The organism is Paenibacillus sp. FSL R7-0273 (assembly GCF_000758625.1).
Taxonomy (GTDB): Bacteria; Bacillota; Bacilli; order Paenibacillales; family Paenibacillaceae; genus Paenibacillus_AQ.
The window spans coordinates 1,013,302-1,032,365 of the sequence record NZ_CP009283.1; the positions used below are offsets into that span (position 1 = coordinate 1,013,302).

The 19,064-nt window shown below is 52.8% G+C and carries 17 protein-coding genes; 14 read left to right on the forward strand and 3 right to left on the reverse strand.

The window, feature by feature from the left end; all coding sequences use genetic code 11:
- The first annotated feature begins 21 nt into the window (after nucleotides 1-21).
- Entirely contained in the window at nucleotides 22-1,938 is a 1,917-nt protein-coding gene (locus R70723_RS04375; protein ID WP_039870095.1) for a sensor histidine kinase, read from the forward strand.
- Between the two features lie 21 nt (nucleotides 1,939-1,959).
- Here R70723_RS04375 and R70723_RS04380 read toward each other — a convergent pair whose 3' ends face one another.
- Entirely contained in the window at nucleotides 1,960-2,199 is a 240-nt protein-coding gene (locus R70723_RS04380) for an NHLP leader peptide family RiPP precursor (RefSeq protein ID WP_039870097.1), read from the reverse strand.
- Nucleotides 2,200-2,263: 64 nt separating this feature from the next.
- Nucleotides 2,264-3,247 carry a hypothetical protein gene (locus R70723_RS04385; protein WP_039870098.1) on the reverse strand — a complete coding sequence of 328 codons (984 nt, stop codon included), beginning with the start codon at nucleotides 3,245-3,247 and terminating at the stop codon, nucleotides 2,264-2,266.
- A gap of 114 nt (nucleotides 3,248-3,361) precedes the next feature.
- Here R70723_RS04385 and R70723_RS04390 point away from each other — a divergent pair, with 114 nt between their 5' ends.
- Nucleotides 3,362-3,682: a hypothetical protein gene (locus R70723_RS04390; protein ID WP_047171018.1), complete on the forward strand. Its 321-nt coding sequence runs from the start codon at nucleotides 3,362-3,364 to the stop codon at nucleotides 3,680-3,682.
- A 38-nt stretch (nucleotides 3,683-3,720) separates the two neighbouring features.
- Here R70723_RS04390 and R70723_RS04395 read toward each other — a convergent pair whose 3' ends face one another.
- Entirely contained in the window at nucleotides 3,721-5,652 is a 1,932-nt protein-coding gene (locus R70723_RS04395; protein WP_047171019.1) for a beta-N-acetylhexosaminidase, read from the reverse strand.
- Between the two features lie 82 nt (nucleotides 5,653-5,734).
- Between R70723_RS04395 and R70723_RS04400 the strand changes: the two genes are divergently transcribed.
- The 12 genes from R70723_RS04400 (at nucleotide 5,735) to R70723_RS04460 (ending at nucleotide 18,934) form a co-directional block, all read left to right on the forward strand.
- The gene (locus R70723_RS04400) at nucleotides 5,735-6,592 is read left to right on the forward strand and encodes an AraC family transcriptional regulator (protein ID WP_039870100.1); all 858 of its coding nucleotides are present in this window, start codon (nucleotides 5,735-5,737) and stop codon (nucleotides 6,590-6,592) included.
- Between the two features lie 622 nt (nucleotides 6,593-7,214).
- Nucleotides 7,215-8,861, forward strand: a complete 1,647-nt coding sequence (locus R70723_RS04405) for a sensor histidine kinase (protein ID WP_039870101.1) — start codon at nucleotides 7,215-7,217, stop codon at nucleotides 8,859-8,861.
- Between the two features lie 23 nt (nucleotides 8,862-8,884).
- Nucleotides 8,885-9,520: a response regulator gene (locus tag R70723_RS04410; protein ID WP_039870102.1), complete on the forward strand. Its 636-nt coding sequence runs from the start codon at nucleotides 8,885-8,887 to the stop codon at nucleotides 9,518-9,520.
- A gap of 418 nt (nucleotides 9,521-9,938) precedes the next feature.
- Nucleotides 9,939-10,679 carry a YveK family protein gene (locus R70723_RS04420; RefSeq protein ID WP_039870104.1) on the forward strand — a complete coding sequence of 247 codons (741 nt, stop codon included), beginning with the start codon at nucleotides 9,939-9,941 and terminating at the stop codon, nucleotides 10,677-10,679.
- Nucleotides 10,663-11,304: a CpsD/CapB family tyrosine-protein kinase gene (locus R70723_RS04425; protein ID WP_039870106.1), complete on the forward strand. Its 642-nt coding sequence runs from the start codon at nucleotides 10,663-10,665 to the stop codon at nucleotides 11,302-11,304. The genes R70723_RS04420 and R70723_RS04425 overlap by 17 nt, the downstream gene beginning before the upstream one ends.
- Nucleotides 11,305-11,353: 49 nt before the next feature.
- Nucleotides 11,354-12,244 carry a UTP--glucose-1-phosphate uridylyltransferase GalU gene (gene galU, locus R70723_RS04430; protein ID WP_039870107.1) on the forward strand — a complete coding sequence of 297 codons (891 nt, stop codon included), beginning with the start codon at nucleotides 11,354-11,356 and terminating at the stop codon, nucleotides 12,242-12,244.
- A 36-nt stretch (nucleotides 12,245-12,280) separates the two neighbouring features.
- The gene (locus R70723_RS04435; protein WP_039870108.1) at nucleotides 12,281-12,973 is read left to right on the forward strand and encodes a sugar transferase; all 693 of its coding nucleotides are present in this window, start codon (nucleotides 12,281-12,283) and stop codon (nucleotides 12,971-12,973) included.
- Between the two features lie 25 nt (nucleotides 12,974-12,998).
- Nucleotides 12,999-13,934, forward strand: a complete 936-nt coding sequence (locus R70723_RS04440) for a glycosyltransferase (RefSeq protein WP_039870110.1) — start codon at nucleotides 12,999-13,001, stop codon at nucleotides 13,932-13,934.
- 9 nt (nucleotides 13,935-13,943) lie between these two features.
- Nucleotides 13,944-15,290, forward strand: a complete 1,347-nt coding sequence (locus R70723_RS04445) for an O-antigen ligase family protein (RefSeq protein WP_039870111.1) — start codon at nucleotides 13,944-13,946, stop codon at nucleotides 15,288-15,290.
- Nucleotides 15,287-16,060 carry a WecB/TagA/CpsF family glycosyltransferase gene (locus R70723_RS04450; protein ID WP_039870113.1) on the forward strand — a complete coding sequence of 258 codons (774 nt, stop codon included), beginning with the start codon at nucleotides 15,287-15,289 and terminating at the stop codon, nucleotides 16,058-16,060. Before R70723_RS04445 ends, R70723_RS04450 begins: the two co-directional genes overlap by 4 nt.
- Before the next feature lie 29 nt (nucleotides 16,061-16,089).
- On the forward strand, nucleotides 16,090-17,583 hold the full coding sequence (locus tag R70723_RS04455) for an O-antigen ligase family protein (RefSeq protein ID WP_039870115.1): 1,494 nt from the start codon (nucleotides 16,090-16,092) through the stop codon (nucleotides 17,581-17,583).
- Nucleotides 17,549-18,934 (forward strand): oligosaccharide flippase family protein, encoded by a 1,386-nt coding sequence (locus tag R70723_RS04460; protein WP_039870117.1) that lies wholly within the window; start codon nucleotides 17,549-17,551, stop codon nucleotides 18,932-18,934. Before R70723_RS04455 ends, R70723_RS04460 begins: the two co-directional genes overlap by 35 nt.
- The last annotated feature ends 130 nt before the right edge of the window (nucleotides 18,935-19,064 follow it).

The window sequence follows — 19,064 nt, forward strand, 5'->3', positions numbered from 1 at the left end:
ACTTTCTTTTGGGGTGCTTGCATGCGCTTGATCGGTAAAAGTGTACATATAACAGCGATGCTGCTGCTGCTTCTGATGACGTTCGGGTCGCTGTCAGCCTCCGGGGAAGGCCGTTACGCCGCAAATGAAATTACAGAGTGGCAGATGCAGTGGGGCAGCGGAGCGGGGGATACCGGGCTTGAAGCTCCGCACAGCGGTCAGGGACACTGGTTCAGCAGCGGGAGAACCAAGCCTGCCGGCGATCTTCCGGAGGGAATCTCCTCAGCCTGGACAAAGATCCAGCTGCCGGTCTTTAACTATGTGTCGCCTGCGGTGTACATCGAGAAGCTCTATGGTCTGCATATCAGGGTGTTTGTGGAGGACCGGCTTGTTCTGGAGGGGGACCGCAGCTACATTAAGGATAATTATTCATTGCTCGTACCGCTGAGCAGTGAGGACAACGGTAAGACCTTGTATATATGGGCTTCGACACTGCAGGACCGGATCGGAGTCAAGGATGCGATACAAGTCGGTGAGCACAGCGAGCTAATCCGCCATTTTGTCAAAAACGGACTGATCGACGTCATTCTGGGCGGGGCCTTTATTTTTGTGGCGCTGGTGCTGTTCATGTGCGGCTTTTTTCTGGACAGGGAGCATTTTTCAATTGCAGTCTCCTTATCCATTGTCATTGCAGCTACAGGGATACTGGCGGTTACTTACTCTCCCTTCATTTATACATTCTACAGCTCCTACGGAGCACTAAGCGTAATCTTCCTCGATCTGGGACTGCTCTCCCTGCTGCCGGCGCTTACATTTTTGTTTGAGCGGATTTTCGGGAGCGGCCGCTTCTCCATCATCCGGCGGTTCCGCATTTTTCAGACGGCCTATTCCCTGTTCTGCATGGTGTTCCTGATTGTGAATACGCTGGCAGACAACCGTTTTGTGGAAGGGTATTATTTTGTATCGACTACAGTTATCGGGTTTATTATGATAGCCCAGTTTATCCTCCTTATTGCCTGTGTGATTTTGTTTTCACTCAAAAAAAATAAGGATGCGATTACCTTCGCCATCGGCTTCGGCACCGCCGCCCTGACAGGTGTATCGGAGCTGGTCTGGTATTACATCAAAAACGGCGATTATGATCTGTTCTACTGGAAATGGGCGCTGGTCGTATTCATTCTCTCGCTGATTGTTATTCTGGGCCGCAGGCTGGCCTTGAACCACCGGCAGGTAGTGCAGTATTCACAGGAGCTGGAGCTGTTCAACAATGAGCTTCAACGTTCCGAAAAAATGGAAATTATCAGCGAGCTGGCGGCTTCGGTTGCTCATGAGGTGCGCAATCCGCTGCAGGTGACAAGAGGGTTCCTTCAGCTTCTCAGCGAGAAGGCAAGCGGCAGTGAAGCGCAGTATTTATCGATGGCGCTTAGCGAGCTGGACCGTGCGGCTAATATCATTACCGATTTCCTGACCTTTGCCAAGCCGGAATTTGAGCAGATTTCCATCCTTAATGTCAGGGAGGAATTTAAGCATATCGAGAGTATTATGCTGCCGCTGTGTCATCTAAACGGGGGCAAAATGATCATGGAGGCCGGAGAGGGCCTGTGGGTAAAGGGCAACTCCTCCAAGTTCAAGCAGGCGTTCATCAATATTATCAAGAACAGCATTGAGTCGCTGGGGGATGAAGGCACGATTCATATGATCGCTTATGGTGTCGGTCCATACGTGTATATTCATATCCAGGATGACGGCGAGGGGATGGACCAGGAGGTGCTGAACCGGCTCGGTGAACCGTATTTCTCGAATAAAACGAAGGGAACAGGCCTTGGACTGATGGTTACTTTCCGGATCATTGAAGCCATGGCTGGCGAGGTCCGGTTCGAAAGCAAAAAGGGAGCCGGAACCGAAACCGTTACGACTCTGCCGCTGGCAGAGGCTCCGGGGGGTTCAGACTCCCTGTGAGGTCAGGAGCGTGATGTAGGCTTACCAGGAACCGAGGGGGGTGACATCCGTCTTCATAACACCGGAGGACGGGCTGGGCGGAATGACCAGGTAGAATTCGTTGGAGCCTTCCTCTACCGTTTTGAGCGTAATATGGTCGGGCAGATCAATACCTAGTGCTTCCCGGAGGGCTTCTTTTGGATTGACTAGCAGTTTCTGTTTGAAACCCGGATCCTCCCATGCCTTCTGAATCACCTGATTCTTAAAAATTGCCTCTGACACAACAATCACCCTTCCCCAAATGGTTTGATTACCCCGTTAGCATACCATAGCATTTTATTACAATCTATGACTTTTTTTGGTTGTTAGCTGAATTTTCAAAGAATTCCTGGCTTTTCATATGTTTAGATAGCCAATACTGTAATCCGCCGCCCAGAAGCTGCTCTTTTTCCGCTTCAACTGCTGCCGCGATTCTCTGAAGATTGTCCGCGAGCATCTGATGGAAGGCGGTCAGGCCGGAAATACGGAAGGTGCCGGCGAGCAGCCGTTCATGATTGTCCGCCGCGGCAGCTGCATACGTCTTGAGACCTCCGGCTGTATAGATGAAATTCCTGGCCTCGGCGGCAGTAATCCCGGCTTGGGGATGGTCAGGATACAGATGCCTGCGGGCCAGTGCCAGCAGGCAATTATAGCTGCCCTCCTCCAGATCCTCTTCCCAGTCCTCGTAATCATCGAGCATCTGCAGCGTAATCAGCACCTCCTGCACTGCTTCTTCTGCAGCCGGAATTGAGGACGCAAGGCCGGTGAGCAGCAGTGCGGCTGCTGCTGAAAGCTTGAGTGGAGCTGCTTTGCCGGCAATCCGGCTGCGGTCGTTATAATAGTAGTCGCCTGAGGCTTCATTGCTGACGCTGTCTGACCATTCGAAGAGATAACGCTTGAAGTGGCTCCAGAAGGAGGATTCTGCAGGGAAAAGCGGGCGGTAGCGGTCAAGAAACTCTGAATACAGCAGATTGGCCAGCGGCAGCAGCTCCGCCGCCGAGCTGCGCCGGTTATCCATCAGATCATCCTGCAGGAAGAAGTACAGCATCAGCAGGACATTCCCTGTAGACATGATGTGCGTCTCTTCCGGGCTCAGCCCGCATTCCCTGCGGAGCCAGAACGGAAGCAGGTAGCAGATGTAATTCTTTTTGCTGCGGGCCCGGAACACATCGAACTGCTCAAGATAGGCAAGCCCCCGGGAGCCCAGCGGCTCCGGAAATCCGGCAATGGCTGCTTTACATTCCTGAAAAACGGCTTGAAGCTCCAGCTCATAATCGTTCAGCCATTCCATCGGCTTGTCCCCTGTCACTATTAGGATGGTCTGTAAATCTATAGCTGACTGATGCTTTGATTGTATGCTGAAATAACGTCTTTTTCAATGAGAACCTGAAGGGGGATGAGACAGATGCAATGGTATACGTTCGGGCAGATGCTGGCGCAGATCCGCATCGGGCAGACAGCCGCTACACCCGACGGCCGTGCGGTAATCCGCACGCGTGGCGGACTGCTCTGGCAGGGCGGAAGACTTGGCGGAACAGTGGTTGAAGTCAGGGATTACCTGTTCTCGGATATCTGGACGATAAGCGAGGATGAAGCTGGGGGGCCGGAGAACGAAATGCGGGAAGCGCATGAGCGCAGGGAACGTGAAATGCTGGTGAACCAGTATGAGGAAGTGCGGGAAGATTTCCTGCGGGATAGAAGGCATACGCCGGGAAGAGAAACATGAGAGCAGCCGGAGGAGATCCGGCTGCTTATTGCTGCAGGTCAATTCTTTGTATGCTCCGTGAGGCTGAGCAGCAGCGCTTCATAATCTGTCTTGAGGCTGAGCAGTCTGCTGACGCTCTGCGTAAGTCCACCCGGCCGGTTGCGGCGGATCCAAAGTGTGCGGTATTCGTGCAGCAGAAGCTCAAGATCGCTGATCTGCCTGCGGATAACAGCCGGATCAAGCGTATCCGGCGCTCCGGCAAGCTTCAGCTTGATCCGGGCGAGCTGCACGGCATGCTTCACAAAACGGATGCTGTTCTCCAGCTCCAGCATGACAAGCTCTGCGTCCTCGCAGGCTAAGGACAGCTCCTCCAGGCGGCCCTCAATGCCGAGAATATACGCCTCCAGCTGATCTAGCTGCTCTGGACTAAGCTTGCCGGCAATTCCCATATTGTCCAGCCGGCTGCGCAGCAGCATGGACATCTCGGAATCATTGGGCCGCAGGGCTCCGGATTCCAGCCTGTAATAATTGCCGAGGTCAAGCAGCAGCTGACCGATCCCGGACGAACGGTCACGGAAGATCGAGCGGTTCAGGTATCCTGCCGTATCGGCTTCCAGGTTATTCTCGGCACCCCAGGCCAGCGCAGCCCCGTAGACGTAACCGGCATAGCTGACCGGCAGATGCTGCCAGTGGCCGAAGTCACCCCAGTCGGTGATGAGGTAGCCGATCGCGCCGTTCGCCTTGCCGTGTACAGCTGCGCTGCGCAGGTTGGCCAGCATGTTATCCGTGCGGCCGGTCAGCGAATTCCAGGAGCTTGTACCGGGACAGACATAGAAGGGGATTTGTGCCTCGCGGAATTTCAGGGTATCTGCTGCAAAGGGATGCTCCGCACTGTAGCCCCATTCCATCGCAATAATATCCTTCGGAAGAAGGGGGATCAGCTCAGGATGCTGGAGTATGATATCTCCCCAGAACTGCATCTTTTTCCCCCGGGCGGTGACCAGCTTATGAATTTCAAGCAGGAAGGACAGGTACAGCCGGCCCTTGCCCCCGGAATCGGCAAGGGCTTTACTCCGTCCAAGCCCCAGTTCATAAGTTTCATCACAGCCGACATTGAACTGCGCAGAAGTGAAGTAGGGCAGAAGATCATCGTACATTTTTCCCAGAAGCTCAAGAACCCCGGGGTGCTCTGTACGGAATGTGCCCGGCTGCATGAACAGGCCGTCCGGATACAGGTCGTGGTCATACATATTCTCCGGGAGCATGAAGCCGTCGGGAATTTCCGCCAGATGGTTAAATTCCGGACGGGTCAGCCAGTGCTCCATATGGCCGAAGCTGTTCTGGTTAGGCACAAGCTCGATAAAACGCTCTTGGCAATAGGCATTCAGTCGGAGTATTTCATCGCCCGTAACAGGTGTTTCCAGCTCCCAGACCTGGGGAAAGGACTCATAGGCAAACGGGGAACCTTCTATATATAGCTGCAGCTGATTGAGCTTCAGGTCAGCCATTAAATCAACAATTTTCAGTAGAGTCTCCAGCTTTGGGATTTTATTGCGGCTGATATCAAGCATCAGGCCGCGGGCGGCAAAATCCGGCTGGTCGCGGATGAGCAGGAAAGGCAGCTCTCTGCCGCACTGCTCCAGTATTTGCTTCAGTGTAGCTACAGCATAGTAGGCTCCTTCCGGAGTACTGTAGGTTATTGCGATACCGTCCGCTCCGGCTGCAATTTCGTAGCCCTGAGCAGGGAGCAGCGGACTGTAAATGAAGCTGGCCGCCGGCTGGATGGCAGGGCGGGAGCCGACGGACAGCGGCAGACTGAGCTGCAGCAGCTGGCTGATTACCTGCTGAAGCCTGCGGGCAGCGGGCAGTACGTCATGCTTCTCTGCTGGAGCGATAGTAATAGCGCCTCTTTGCGGGATACGAAATAGTCCTTCAGATACGGTAATAGTCTGGGGGCGGGGCAGAAGCTGCAGGGCACAGATTTCCGGCATAGCTGGGACACCTCTTATTCATGTAGAATATGATCAACATATTTAACGATAGCATGCTGAAACAGGAGGAGGAATAGAGCATATGCCCAAGGTCATGGATTATATGATCAGCCCTTATCCGGTCAGGATCATAGATCCGAAGCTGGATGCATCCATGCTCAGGCTGAAGTCCATCCGGATCGGGCAGGCCGGTCATCTGCCGGGCAGAACGCTGTTCCGCAGGCAGGTGGTGTTCAGCCACTGGGCCATGGTCTATATCGTATCGGGTTCAGGGAGCATTTCCGAGAATGGAGGCACTCCCCAGAAGGCTGGTGATGGAAGCCTGTTCTTTTTCCGGCCCGGCTGCAGCTACAGCTATGGTCCGCCTCCCGGCGGGAGCTGGGATGAATACTATATCAATTTTACAGGAAGCCGGACGGATGAATGGCTGGAGGCAGGGCTTATAGCAGGCGGAAGCGTATTTCAGGCCGGAGGGCTCCACGGGCTCGCGGATTTTTTTGAGGAGGTTCTGGAGCTAATGGACGGGGGCGTTCCCGCTGATGCAGACCGGGCTGCGCTGCGGCTGGAGGCTATGCTGCTGGAATGCTCTTTCGCAGTCCGGGACCATCCACGGCTCTGGCAGCCCGGCGCTCTGCAGCTCATCCGCGGTGATCTGGAAGCCTGCATCTATGAGCAGCCTGACCTGGCAGAGCTGGCTGCAAAGCACCATATGTCCATGTCCACCCTGCGCCGGCTGGTCCGCAGCAGCAGCGGCTATCCGCTGCATGAATATGTCCACAGGCTCAAAATGGGAGAAGCAAAGCATCTGCTGCTGAACACCTCCCTGCAGGTCAAGGAGATTTCGGGCATGCTGCATTACACTGACCCGTTTTATTTCTCAAGACTGTTCAAGAAATACATGGGCCTCTCCCCGCAGCTCTGCCGCAGCAATATCCGTTAGCAGATTACAACGGAGTAAATAGCAGAATTTTGTCGGATTATGCTGATTTATGTTGACACTCATAAAAATGGGGTGCTATTATTTAGATAATATTAACAAAAATTTTAGTGCTTTCTAACTATGCTATGCCGGAGATGAAATCATGAGCGAATTTTACTGCATTTCCTGCCGTAGTCTCCATAAGGTTGATGTGCGTAATAATCATACTGTCCGTGTGCTTTCCACCGGTTATCATATCGTCGGGGAGCAGCGGTACCAGATTTGTATTTGTAATATTAAACAGCCGCAGCACGGGCCGGCAGTATCCGGATAAGTATTACCTTATCCGTATATGCCAGCAGCCGATATTGCCGCATGCCAAACAGCCTGTCCGCCGCCGGACAGGCTGTTTGGCATGCTTGCGGCAGGCAAATAAAGATCGGCTGTACTAGTTTTAGATGTGACGAATAAAAATATAATAAATTCCTCAAAAAAATTAGGTCGCAATGTTATTTATTTGAAAAGAAAACGTTGTCAATAAACATAGAAACTTGTTATTGTGATTTTTCTCATGTATGATGCTTTTAAACAAGGCTTTGATAAGCTCGCATTTTCCAAAAAAGGTGGAGAATAGGGTGGTGGGATGAAAATCAAAACAACCGCGGAAGACAAAATGATTGCTTTTTACAGATACTTTTCTTTGTCCCTCACATCTCTGATGTACCTCCTGGACCATACGGGGCCTTCCGTCATTTATAAATCCCTATTAATCGTCTCGCTTTTCTTAATTGCACAAGCATTCGTAATTACTTACCGGAGGCTCCGGACCAGACCGCGGGTTCTGATGCTCGCAGTCAGCATAGAGATGGCTGGCGTTATTGCACTGACCTTACTGACAGGCGGTTTTGACAGTGTATTCAAGCTTTACGTGCTTAACCCTGTTCTTATCGCGGCAGGATCGTTATCCATGTATTTCGGGTGGGGACTGCTGCTGAGCTATATTGTTATTGTAACCGGCTTTTGCTATATATTTGTTAATTCTGCGGGCAAATCGGTAACGGATGCAGTATTGCAGAACGGTAACCTGTTTCTAGCCCTGGTTCTTGCGGTTATAGTAATGCAGATGGTTAACAGGATCAAGCGGCAGCGGGAAGAAGCGAACGCGCGGACCAACGAAACCATGGAGCATATTAAATCGCTCTATCACATCGTCGAAACCTCCAGCCAGCATGACTTCATGAACATTGGCCAGGTCATTACCGATTACGTGGTGAAGCTGACCAAGCTGGATAAGGCCTTATTCTGGTTTGCCAAAAAAAGCGGTGAGCCTGCCCCGCAGAGCCGGCAGACCGGATGGCAGCATGAAGAGGAACGTTTTTTGTTCACAGAGCTGGAAAAGCATGAGCACGAATGGAGGCTGCAGCGTGAGCCGGTGTTCAAGAGTATGCCTGGCCTTGGCGACTTTTTGCTGATGCCGGTAAGAATGAGCACCCGATTTGTCGGTATGATCGGCGTGAAGCTGGAATCCTCGGAGGGACTTGAGGGACGCAGGTGGTACATTCAGCAGCTGATGTTTCTGTCAGAGCTGAGTGCGATTATTCTGGAGCGGCATGAGCTGGGTGTCATCGAGAACCGTCTGATCATCACGAATGAGCAGAACCGGATCGCCGATGAAATGCATGACAGCGTATCGCAGAGCCTGTTCGGCATTGTGTACGCAACCCATTCGCTGAAGCAGACCTGGCGTAAAATGTCCGACTCCGAGCTTGAGGAGCAGATTGACCTGATTCATGACTCGGCAACGCGGGTTGCCAAGGAGCTGCGGATAACGATTTACAGCCTCAGCTCCAAGAAGAGCGGCGGACCAACCTGGCTGGGGATGGTCAGATCACATCTCAAGAGCCTGTCGAGGCTCAATGATGTGGAGATTGAACTGAAAATAACGGGGGATGATTTCAGCCTCCCTTATCCTTACCACAAGGCACTCTTCCGGATTATATCCGAAGCGACAGGCAACGCCATACGTCATGGTGCGGCCAGCCGGGTGGATGTTGAGCTGTCACTGAAGCCTAAATGGATCAGACTGTCTATTACAGACGACGGAATCGGTTTCGATACGGATCTGCTGTGGACTACGTCTGAAGATACCACCGGCGGGCTTGGCATGAAGAATATGCAATATCTGACTCAGTCGCTGGGCGGAGAGTTCCATATCTCCAGCAGCGAGAATGCAGGCACCAAAATTTCAATTTCGATACCTGTCGGCGTGGCTGAATTAAAGAATGCATAAACTTTAGGCAGGAGGTCATTCAAGTGAATATCGTCATTGTTGATGATCACCCGTTGGTGAGAAGAGGATTGGCAGCGGTCATCTCCATGCAGCCTAATCTGCACTTTGCAGGCGAAGCAACGAATGGCCAGGAGGCTCTTCTGGTTATCGAAGAGACACAGCCTGATCTTGTGCTGATTGATTTGCGGCTGGCGGACGAGTCGGGCCTTGATGTCATCAAGAGTGCACGGGCGCGCGGACTTACCAGCAAGTTCATCCTGCTCACCTCCTCGGCCAGCCGGGAAGACTTCCTCAAAGCGGAAGAGGTACTGGTTGACGGATATGTGCTGAAGGAAGCCTTGCCGGAGGAGCTGCTGTTTGCGATCCAGCTGGTCTACAAGGGCCGCAAGTATTATGATCCCGGCCTGATGGAAGATAAGATGCGGATGAGCGGCAGCAGTCCTACCGATGAATTGACACCCAAGGAAAAGGAAGTGCTGATTGAACTCGGCCAGGGTGCGTGCAATAAGGACATTGCTTCGCGCCTGTTCATCAGTGAATTCACTGTTAAGAAGCATGTAAGCCAGATTCTTGCGAAGCTGCAGGTTGCAGACCGGACACAGGCGGCGCTGTATGCTAATGCAGTTGGACTGACTAAGTACGAAATGTCCTATGATTAACAGCACTTTATAACTTTTATAGCAGCAGAACACGGACAGGATTGTCCGTGTTTTTTTGTGTAACAGTAAGAATATTACAGAAACAGCCCGGGTCTTTTCGTAAAGACCCGGGCTGTTTCTGTGCACTCTTTTTCAATAAATCTAACGTGCGATGTAGGTAATCTTCTTCTATATAAGGGGAGGTTTATGGCTGCCGTCGGCTTAGCTTCCATCCTTTCGGAGGCTTTTCAGCCGGATATGGTACTAAAGTATACCATTCTGCCCTGCATATGCACCAATTTCAATCCCTCGAAAGTGAACATTAAAGTGATGGGAGGAGCCATGTGGCAACCCGTACAGATTGATAGAATAAAACACAAGATATCTGAAACTTTCATGAATGCTTTCAGAACGTAATGAATGCGGAAGGAGGGTTACTGTGGAAAAGACGATTTTAGATTACATTAACCTGATTAAGAAGAGGCTCTGGCTGATCACGATTTTTGTATTAATCTCCTGTGCCACCACCTTCTATGTCAGCAAGAACTTCGTTACACCCGTCTACTCCGCCTCCGGACAGCTGCTGGTCAACAATACCGCAAATGTACCCGAGAGCAACAATCTCAACAACCTGAACTTCAGCCTGAACCTCATCGAGAGCTACAAGGAAATTATGAAGTCCCCCGCAATTCTCAGCAGTGTTGTGGCTGATCATCCTGAGTTTGGCCTCACGGAAGAACAGCTTGCCGCAAAGCTGCAGGTAAGATCCTCTGAGAAAAGCTCGGTCATCAATCTGAGTGTGCAGGACGAAAGCTACAGCACGGCGGCGAACATTGTAAACGCGGTTTCGCAAAGCTTCATCCGCAGCCTGCCGTCACTGATGATGCTGGACAATGTTACTTTCCTGACTCCCGCTGATCCGGCCGATGTTCCGGCACCGACCAACGGCGGTGTAGCCATGAATCTGATCATCAGCTTTGTCGTTTCACTTATGGCTGCTATCGGAATCATCCTGCTGCTGGAAACGCTGAATGGAACCCTTCGCACGGAGAAGGAAGCAGAGTTTGACGTTGGACTGCCGGTCATTGCCAGCATTCCGGTCATCCGCAAGCGTGACTTGGGCAAAGCAGGTAATGCCGATGCAAGAGTAGGGGAGGGTGCTTATGTTACGGCTGAATAAAAGCTTGATTGCAGACTTGAACCCGTCCTCACATATCTCCGAATCCTTCCGCTCGCTGCGCACCTATATCCGTCAGCTCGGGCTGACAGGAGGGGACAGCGGCAAGGTGCTTCTCTTCACCTCTGCCGAAGGCGGAGAGGGGAAGACGACGGTTCTGTCCAATCTGGCCGTATCCTTTGTTCAGGACGGCAAGAAGGTAGCCGTTATAGACTGCAATATGCGGCGTCCGGGACTGCATGCGGTGTTTGAGGTAGAGGGCAGTGAAGGACTTGCCGCTTACCTCAGCGGTCAGGAGGAAGCCAAGGATATTGCCGTATACGGTAATCTGGCTAATCTGGCTGTCATTCCGGCAGGCAAGACACGCATCAGCCCGCCGGATCTGCTGGGTAATCCCAAAATGACCGCTCTGCTGGAGGAGCTGAAAAGCAGCTTTGATCTGATCCTGCTAGACACGCCTCCGGCAGTTGAATACAGTGATGCCCGTATCCTTGCCCCGCATACTGATGGAGTAATCCTGGTGGCCAGGCACGGCAAAACCAAACGCGAAGCGGTCCGCAAGCTGAAGACGCTGCTCGAGCAGAGCGGGTCCAATATTCTTGGCATTGCCATGAACCAGGCCAGGTAGAGTCCCTTAAGTCTCAAATCCCACACATAACGATCAGGAGGTAAGTGCGATGAAAAAGGTAAAGAAGGTAATTATCCCTGCAGCTGGGCTAGGAACGCGCTTCCTTCCTGCCACAAAGGCTATGCCTAAGGAAATGCTTCCAATCATCAACAAGCCGACCATCCAATATATCGTGGAGGAAGCCATTGCTTCCGGTATAGAGGACATTATTATCGTTACCGGTAAAGGCAAGCGGGCGATTGAAGATCACTTTGACAATGCTTTCGAGCTGGAATCCAGACTGCTGGAGGATGGCAAGCTGGAGCTGCTCAAAGAGGTTCAGCGTTCCTCTAAAGTAGAAATCCACTACATCCGCCAAAAGGAAGCAATGGGCCTGGGGCATGCCGTATGGTGCGCACGCCGCTTTATCGGAGACGAGCCCTTCGGCGTTATGCTTGGCGATGACATCGTAACCGGCAAAACCCCTTGCCTCAAGCAGCTGATCGACCAGTACGAGGAAACACAGAACTCGGTTATCGGAGTACAGGAGATCGCGGATGAGTTCACCAACCGTTACGGGATTATCGAACCTGACCTCCAGGACGGACGGCTCTACCGGGTTAACAACTTTGTGGAGAAGCCGCCGCTGGGTACAGCCCCATCCAATCTGGCAATCATGGGACGTTACGTGTTTACTCCAAAAATTTTCAAGTACCTCGATCTGCAGGAAAAAGGTGCCGGCGGTGAAATCCAGCTTACGGACGCCATCCAGAAGCTGAATCAGAGCGAACGGGTTTACGCTTATAACTTTGACGGAACCAGATACGATGTCGGCGAACGGCTTGGCTACATCCTCACTACACTGGAATTTGCCCTCCAGAGTGATGATCTCCGTTACCCGGTAATGGATGCAATGGCGGAATGGCTCAGCAAAGCCGGACAAACCACACTCAGCAGCTAAAAATATTTTTAAACTTTTAGGAGGAATGAGGAGAAAATGAGCATGCAAAAACTGCCGGAAGACTACGAGGCCGTCCTGCCGAAACTTTACATGCTGCATGCCAAAGAAGGAAGCAAAGGGATGGATTCCTATCTGGTAATGAAGCGGATCATTGATATTCTTTTCTCCGCCCTTGGCCTTCTCGTACTGCTGCCGCTATTCGCCCTTGTGGCCATCCTGATCAAGCTGGAGGATCCCAAAGGCAAAGTGTTTTTCCGGCAGAACAGAGTGGGCAAGGACGAGGTGCAGTTTCCGATGTATAAATTCCGATCCATGGTTTCTAACGCCGAGGAGCTGAAGGCCAATCTGATGGCTTATAACGAAGTGAGCGGGGCAATGTTCAAGATCAAGAATGACCCCCGGATCACCCGGATCGGAAAATTCATCCGTAAGACGAGCATCGATGAACTGCCTCAGCTCTGGAACGTGCTGATGGGCCACATGAGTCTGGTCGGCCCCCGTCCTCCGCTCGTTGAAGAGGTGGCGCAGTATACGGATTACGACAAGCAGCGGCTGCTCGTTACACCGGGCTGCACCGGATACTGGCAGGTAAATGCCAGAAACAGTGTCGGCTTTGACGAAATGGTGCAGCTGGATCTGACTTATATCCATATCCGGAGCACGATGCTGGATCTGAAGATTATTTTCAAAACCGGCCTGATGCTGCTCGGTTCCAAGGACGCTTATTAAAAATATGGGAATTGGGTGATTGCCGATGACTGAGTACGGAGACATCCCACAGGTTTCCATTATTATCTGCACCTACAACAGGTCAGCGCTGCTGGTCAAAACCCTTCAGTCGCTGACCGGACTTGAGAATCTGCATCGGGCCGAGATCATCGTGGTGGATAACAATTCCCCGGATAATACGGCAGCAGAGATCAAGGGCTTCATTGGAGCACATGGTGCAGAGATGGATATCCGTTATCTTCTGGAGCCGGTACAGGGATTGTCGGCGGCCCGGAACACAGGAATTCTGGCTTCCAAATCGCAGATCATTGCCTTTCTGGACGATGATGCGATACCTTGCCGGAATTGGATTACAACCATAATCAGCACCTTTGAGGAAAGGCCGGAAGTGATGGCCATGGGCGGAAAGGTTGCCCCGATCTTCGAAAGCAAGCGTCCGGACTGGCTGATCAAGCCGTTCGAGCTGCCTTACACTATCGTTGATCTGGGCAACAAAGTCAGGGAATATCCGAAACGGCTGCATCCGTGCGGAGCCAACATGGCGATGCGCAAGCCGGCCTTCGATATCAGCCTGTTCCCGCTGGATCTGGGAAGAAAGGGCGATTCGCTTATCTCCGGTGAAGAAACCTGGCTCTTCGGACAGCTGCAGCGGCAGGGACACACTATCCTGTATCATCCGCAGATGGCCGTAGACCATTTCGTGGCTGCAGGTCGCCTGACCGAGGACTGGATTATGAAAAGGTATTACAGCCAGGGCATCTCAAATGCCATGAAAAGCGAAGGACTTAAGGGAAATCTGCTGCTGCTGGGCAAGACGGCTGCCAAAATCGTGTATGTGATGGCGGACTCCATCTTCTCCAGAAGCCGGGGCAGAAAGCTGCTGAACAGATGCCGCCTGGAGAGCATTCGCGGAACGCTACACATGTTTTGGAACCGGAAGAGGGAATCTGCAGCGGGGTGAGGGAAGACAATGACTAATTTTGAGTGGGGCACTAAATTAAACGCTTTGCCATACGGAATGCTCTACCTCGTGTCCGCGCTTCTTCTGGGGACCGCGGTCATTTACCAGCCGGTATTTGCGGTAGCGGCCGTACTCTTGATTATTTTACTGACTGTCTCCATCTCACGTCCCGACGTCATTAGTTACTTCGTGCTTTTGACAACGGCGGTCTCGATCAACTTTTTGTTCAGCGGCGGCATGTTCGGTATCGAAATCCTCTCGCTCTACAAGCTGATGATCCTGATGCTGCTGGTACCCTGCATTCTGGTGAACGGGCTGCGGCTCAAGCTGAGTCCTCCCCTGTGGGCCATGCTCACACTGCTGATCATCACCTTCGGCTTCTCAGTCTGGCTGCCGGAGATGAGCTCATCCATTGCGGTAAAAGCCTTTATCGGATTGTCGCTGCCCTTCGTGTTTCTTCTCATCAACTGGAAGAAGGAGGTGGCCGACAAGCAGATCCGCATTCTGGCGCTGCTGCCTGTAATCAGTGTCGGGTTAGGGATTCTGCTGCAGGCTGCGGGCATGCACTCCCTGCTGGCAGTCGAATTCACGGGTGCTGTACGGCTGCAGGGAGCGAACATTGCACCGCATCTGGCGATGCTGGCCTTCATGGGCGTGGCGGTCTGCTTTATCGAGATCAAGCGCAGCCCGCAGCATATCCGCTTTTTCTACACCGTACTGGCCTTGAATTTCCTGATCCTGGTTGGAACAGGAACGAGAGGGCCGATGCTGGCACTCGTGCCTATGGTTCTCTATTATTTCTACGATATCTCGCGCCAGTACTTAAAAGGCAAGTCACAGTACCTGGTCCCGCTGCTGGGCGGGGGGGCTGTACTCTCAGGGGCAGTGTATCTGCAGCTTGACAACCTCAGAAAACGTTCCTTTGAGCGGGCCACCGACACGGGTATTGACCTGTCGGGCCGGACAGAGGCCTGGGAGTTTTTCCTGAACAAGGCAGCCGGCTCACCCTGGGCGGGCCGTGGACTTGGATCAGCCACCGTAGCCAACGACGGTACACTCTATTACGGATTTGTAGTTCCGCATAATGAGTACATCCGGTTTTACTACGATGGAGGGTACATTGGTGCCATCCTGCTGCTGCTTTCCTTATTGGCTGTGTTTCTTGTAGTTTATCGAGCTTTGGCTCCGCCGGTCAGACCTTATTATGCTCTATTGATTGCAGCGTTTCTCATTTATTCATTTTCAGACAACACGCTGTCGACGGTCCAATTCATTATTCCGTTCTGCTGGTATCTGAACTGCCTGTATCGATCTTCACAGCCAACCGATTCCCCACAAAAAGAAGTGATACGATGAACCAAGTGAATATGTTCGATGTTAACTTTAATAACTATGACTTTATGGACCTGCTGGATTACATCGACAAGACGATTCAGGAGAGGAACCAGTCCTATATCCTGACCTGCAATGTCGACCATGTAATCAAGCTTCGCAAGGACAAGGAATTCCAGACCGTTTACTCTGAAGCAGGTGCGGTAGTGGCAGACGGCATGCCGCTGATCTGGGCTTCCAAGATGCTCGGCAAGCCGCTGAAGCAAAAGGTATCCGGTGCGGATCTGTTCAGCCGGCTCGGCAATGCCTTTGAGCAAAGGAAGTACCGGCTGTTCTTCCTGGGCTCGGCGGAAGGCGTGCCTGAGAAGGCGACGATGAATTTAAAAGCGGCTTATCCCGGAATCAATGTTGTCGGCTGCTATTCCCCATCCTACGGCTTTGAGCATAACGAGGAGGAGAACCAGCACATCATCAAGATGCTGACGGACAGCCGGCCTGACATTGTATTCGTTGGAGTGGGCGCACCGAAGCAGGAGAAATGGATTTACCGCCATTACAACTCCTACCAGGCACCGATTTCGATCGGTGTCGGAGCAACCTTTGATTTTCTCTCCGGTTCTGTGAAGCGGGCACCGGACTTTATGCAAAAGACAGGGCTGGAATGGTTCTGGCGGTTAAGCCAGGAGCCGGGAAGACTCTGGAAAAGATATCTTGTAGACGATGCCCAATTCCTGGTGCTGCTGCTCAAGGAGCTGCGCAAGAAGGACAGAGTGAAGGGCAGAAGCCTTGAATAATGAAGCTGCCGGCAGGAGGGGGAAGGAAGATGACGGAGGAGAAAGAAAGCGGGCTATCGCTGCCCTCTCTGGGCGCCATGAAATCAGGTGCGGCTATGGCGCTGATCTGTGCCATATGTCTTGGAATCCCGCTGGTTATCGGGTTTGCGAGTGCGCAGCTCAGTGCTTCCGACAGTCTGCAGGGAGCGATTCTGGCGGGACTTCTCTTTCCCGCCTTCCTGCTGGCACTGCTCAAGCCGAAGCAGCTGATCGCATACACGCTGCTTATCTGGGCGGTGGCCCCGGAGCTAAGGCGTATTGCGGATTGGTCGGAGGGCGTGTACCACCCGGTATCGCTGCTCAGTCTGGCACCGCTGCTGACGGGAGCTACGCTTGCTATTCCGGTGCTGCGTGAGATTCACCGGATCCGCAAATCATCGACCCGGATTCTCCTGCTGTTCTCCGTGGCGCTGGCTTACGGCGCCATCATCGGGCTGGCGAAGAACGGAGTAGGCTCTGTGTACGATCTGGCCAATTACATCGTACCGCTGCTGCTGATTCCTTATTTTGCAGTAACGAGGTTTACACCGAAGGATATTGACCGGCTGCTGTACGCTTTTGCCAACATTGCTGTACTGGTAGCCGCCTATGGGATCATCCAGTATCTGACCGTTCCGCCATGGGATGCTTTCTGGATGCGGAACGCGGATATGATCTCCATTGGAACACCGTATCCGCTGGAAGTCCGGGTGTTCTCCACATTGAACTCGCCCGGACCGGCCGCTACCTTCCTGGTTTTTGCCCTGGTACCGATGGTACTGGAGCGGAAATGGCAGGGAACGCTGCGCTGGATCGGCGTACTGCTCGTCGTAATTTGCCTGCTGACCACCCTGGTCCGTTCCGCCTGGCTGGTGCTGCTGGTGATGCTGCTGGTTTACATCGCTTCCTCTCCGTCCAAAGGCAAATGGAAGACACTGCTCCAGCTGGGCTTTGTTGCCGCCGCGCTGTTCTGGATCGTTCCCAAGCTTCCCGGAGCAGAAGGGCTGGTCGCACGGATGGAGACGCTGACCTCGGTCCAGGAGGATCACTCCTACAATGAACGTCTGGCCCTCTGGCAGAACATGGTGCCGCTCGTAGCCTCCAATCCCGTCGGCGAGGGGATAGGCAGTGTAGGGCAGAGTACCAAGCTGGGGAACGGCGGAGAGCTTGGGGAGTACGGCAATATGGATAACGGGTTTATCGCATTGCTGCTTACCTTTGGTGTACTTGGGGCGTTGTTCTTCTTCGGGGCACTTGGCGCAGTGATCAAGGAGATTGCCCTCAGGGTCACAAGCAAGGACAGCTTTCAGCCGTACGCCAGGCTTTCACTGGCGGCCTGGACAGGAGCGGTAGTCAGCCTGCTGTCCGATAACGGCTTCCCTGGATTAAAGGGCTACCTGATCTGGATGCTGATTGGCCTTGGCCTCGGCGCCAAAGAGATTATTGAAAGCAGAAAGAAGGGAACACCGCATGCAGCAGTCGAACGCCAAATCACTTCCCACTAGCACGGTCTGGTCCTCGCTCAAACGGTTTACCAAGAGCAAGAACAACAGCTCGGCGGCAGTCAAAACGATGATGGTCAGCGTGCTGATCCTGCTGGTCAATATGCTGACCGGTGTGCTGACCGCCCGCTACCTCGGGCCGACCGGCCGCGGGGAACAGACGGCGATGGTGAACTGGTCACAGTTCCTGGCGTTCAGTATGAGCTTCGGGATTCCGTCGGCGCTGATCTACAACGCCAAGAAGAACCCCGATGATGCCGGAGTCCTTTACCGGGTGGCACTGCTGATCGGCCTTGGCTTCGGGATAGCGGCGATGACTATTGGGATTTTCGTTCTGCCGTACTGGCTTGATTCCTTCAGCTCCGAGGTTGTGCTGTTCGCGCAAGTGTCCATGATCCTGTGCCCGTTGATTGTAGTCTCGCAGATCAATAACGCAGCCTTTCAGTTCAGAGGGGACTACAAGACCTTCAACTGGCAGCGGTATCTGGTTCCGCTCCTGACACTGGCAGTCATCGGCATTCTGATTGTAACCGGCAATATGAATCCATACACGACCGCGCTGGCTTATCTGATCCCGTCAGTGCCGCTGTTCATCTGGATGACACTGCTGCTGCTGCGTACCTACAGAGTCAAAATGAGGGACACCTACCGTAATTTTAAAAGGCTGTTTACTTACGGGCTCGGCTCTTACGGTAATGACCTGCTCGGCCAGTTCTCTACTTACATTGACCAGATCATTATCGCCGGCCTGCTGCGGCCGGCCGATCTGGGGCTGTATGCAGTAGCAGTCAGCCTGTCCAGGATGGTCAACTTCTTCTCGAATTCGATTACTGTGGTGCTGTTCCCGAAAGCCTCCGAGCTTTCGAAAGATGAAGCGATCTCGCTGACCTTCAAGGCTTTCCGGATCAGCACCACCTGCACCCTGCTTGGCGCGCTGTTCCTCATGCTGGTAGCTCCCTTAGTCATTCCGCTGCTGTACGGCAAGGAATTCAACACAGCGCTGACGGTGTTCCGTCTGCTGCTGCTGGAGGTAACGATCAGCGGAGGCACACTGATTCTGGCCCAGGCCTTTATGGCGCTCGGCAAACCGAAGTTTGTCTCTATCCTGCAGGGGGTGGGACTGCTGCTGGTAATCCCGATGCTTTTCCTGATGGTGCCGAAGTTCGGATTGTTCGGAGCAGGGGTAGCGATGCTGTTGTCGGCCATCCTGCGCTTCCTGTTCATTATTCTAAATATCAGATACAACCTTAAGGTTAAGCTTCCCCGCCTGCTGATCAGCAGGGAGGACATCCAATGGATGAAGACAACGATGAATTCTTACATCCGCAAGAAACCAGCGGACACCAGTAGTTAGCAGTTAAGTGATTTTGTGTTTTGCAGCGGGCAGAGGATACGATGCGGGCACTTAGCAGCTAAATAACCAAGGGACGGTGTATGACGGAGCGGAGGGAAAGTTTGGAGCTGTAGAAACGAAGTGTTCGCCT

What these genes read in the sequence shown, in the direction of transcription:
- R70723_RS04375 (WP_039870095.1), top strand. Translation starts at nt 22, where the DNA reads ATGCGCTTGATCGGTAAAAGTGTACATATAACAGCGATGCTGCTGCTG.
- R70723_RS04385 (WP_039870098.1), bottom strand. Translation starts at nt 3,247, where the DNA reads ATGGAATGGCTGAACGATTATGAGCTGGAGCTTCAAGCCGTTTTTCAG.
- R70723_RS04390 (WP_047171018.1), top strand. Translation starts at nt 3,362, where the DNA reads ATGCAATGGTATACGTTCGGGCAGATGCTGGCGCAGATCCGCATCGGG.
- R70723_RS04395 (WP_047171019.1), bottom strand. Translation starts at nt 5,652, where the DNA reads ATGCCGGAAATCTGTGCCCTGCAGCTTCTGCCCCGCCCCCAGACTATT.
- R70723_RS04400 (WP_039870100.1), top strand. Translation starts at nt 5,735, where the DNA reads ATGCCCAAGGTCATGGATTATATGATCAGCCCTTATCCGGTCAGGATC.
- R70723_RS04405 (WP_039870101.1), top strand. Translation starts at nt 7,215, where the DNA reads ATGAAAATCAAAACAACCGCGGAAGACAAAATGATTGCTTTTTACAGA.
- R70723_RS04425 (WP_039870106.1), top strand. Translation starts at nt 10,663, where the DNA reads ATGTTACGGCTGAATAAAAGCTTGATTGCAGACTTGAACCCGTCCTCA.
- galU (WP_039870107.1), top strand. Translation starts at nt 11,354, where the DNA reads ATGAAAAAGGTAAAGAAGGTAATTATCCCTGCAGCTGGGCTAGGAACG.
- R70723_RS04435 (WP_039870108.1), top strand. Translation starts at nt 12,281, where the DNA reads ATGAGCATGCAAAAACTGCCGGAAGACTACGAGGCCGTCCTGCCGAAA.
- R70723_RS04440 (WP_039870110.1), top strand. Translation starts at nt 12,999, where the DNA reads ATGACTGAGTACGGAGACATCCCACAGGTTTCCATTATTATCTGCACC.
- R70723_RS04445 (WP_039870111.1), top strand. Translation starts at nt 13,944, where the DNA reads ATGACTAATTTTGAGTGGGGCACTAAATTAAACGCTTTGCCATACGGA.
- R70723_RS04450 (WP_039870113.1), top strand. Translation starts at nt 15,287, where the DNA reads ATGAACCAAGTGAATATGTTCGATGTTAACTTTAATAACTATGACTTT.
- R70723_RS04455 (WP_039870115.1), top strand. Translation starts at nt 16,090, where the DNA reads ATGACGGAGGAGAAAGAAAGCGGGCTATCGCTGCCCTCTCTGGGCGCC.
- R70723_RS04460 (WP_039870117.1), top strand. Translation starts at nt 17,549, where the DNA reads ATGCAGCAGTCGAACGCCAAATCACTTCCCACTAGCACGGTCTGGTCC.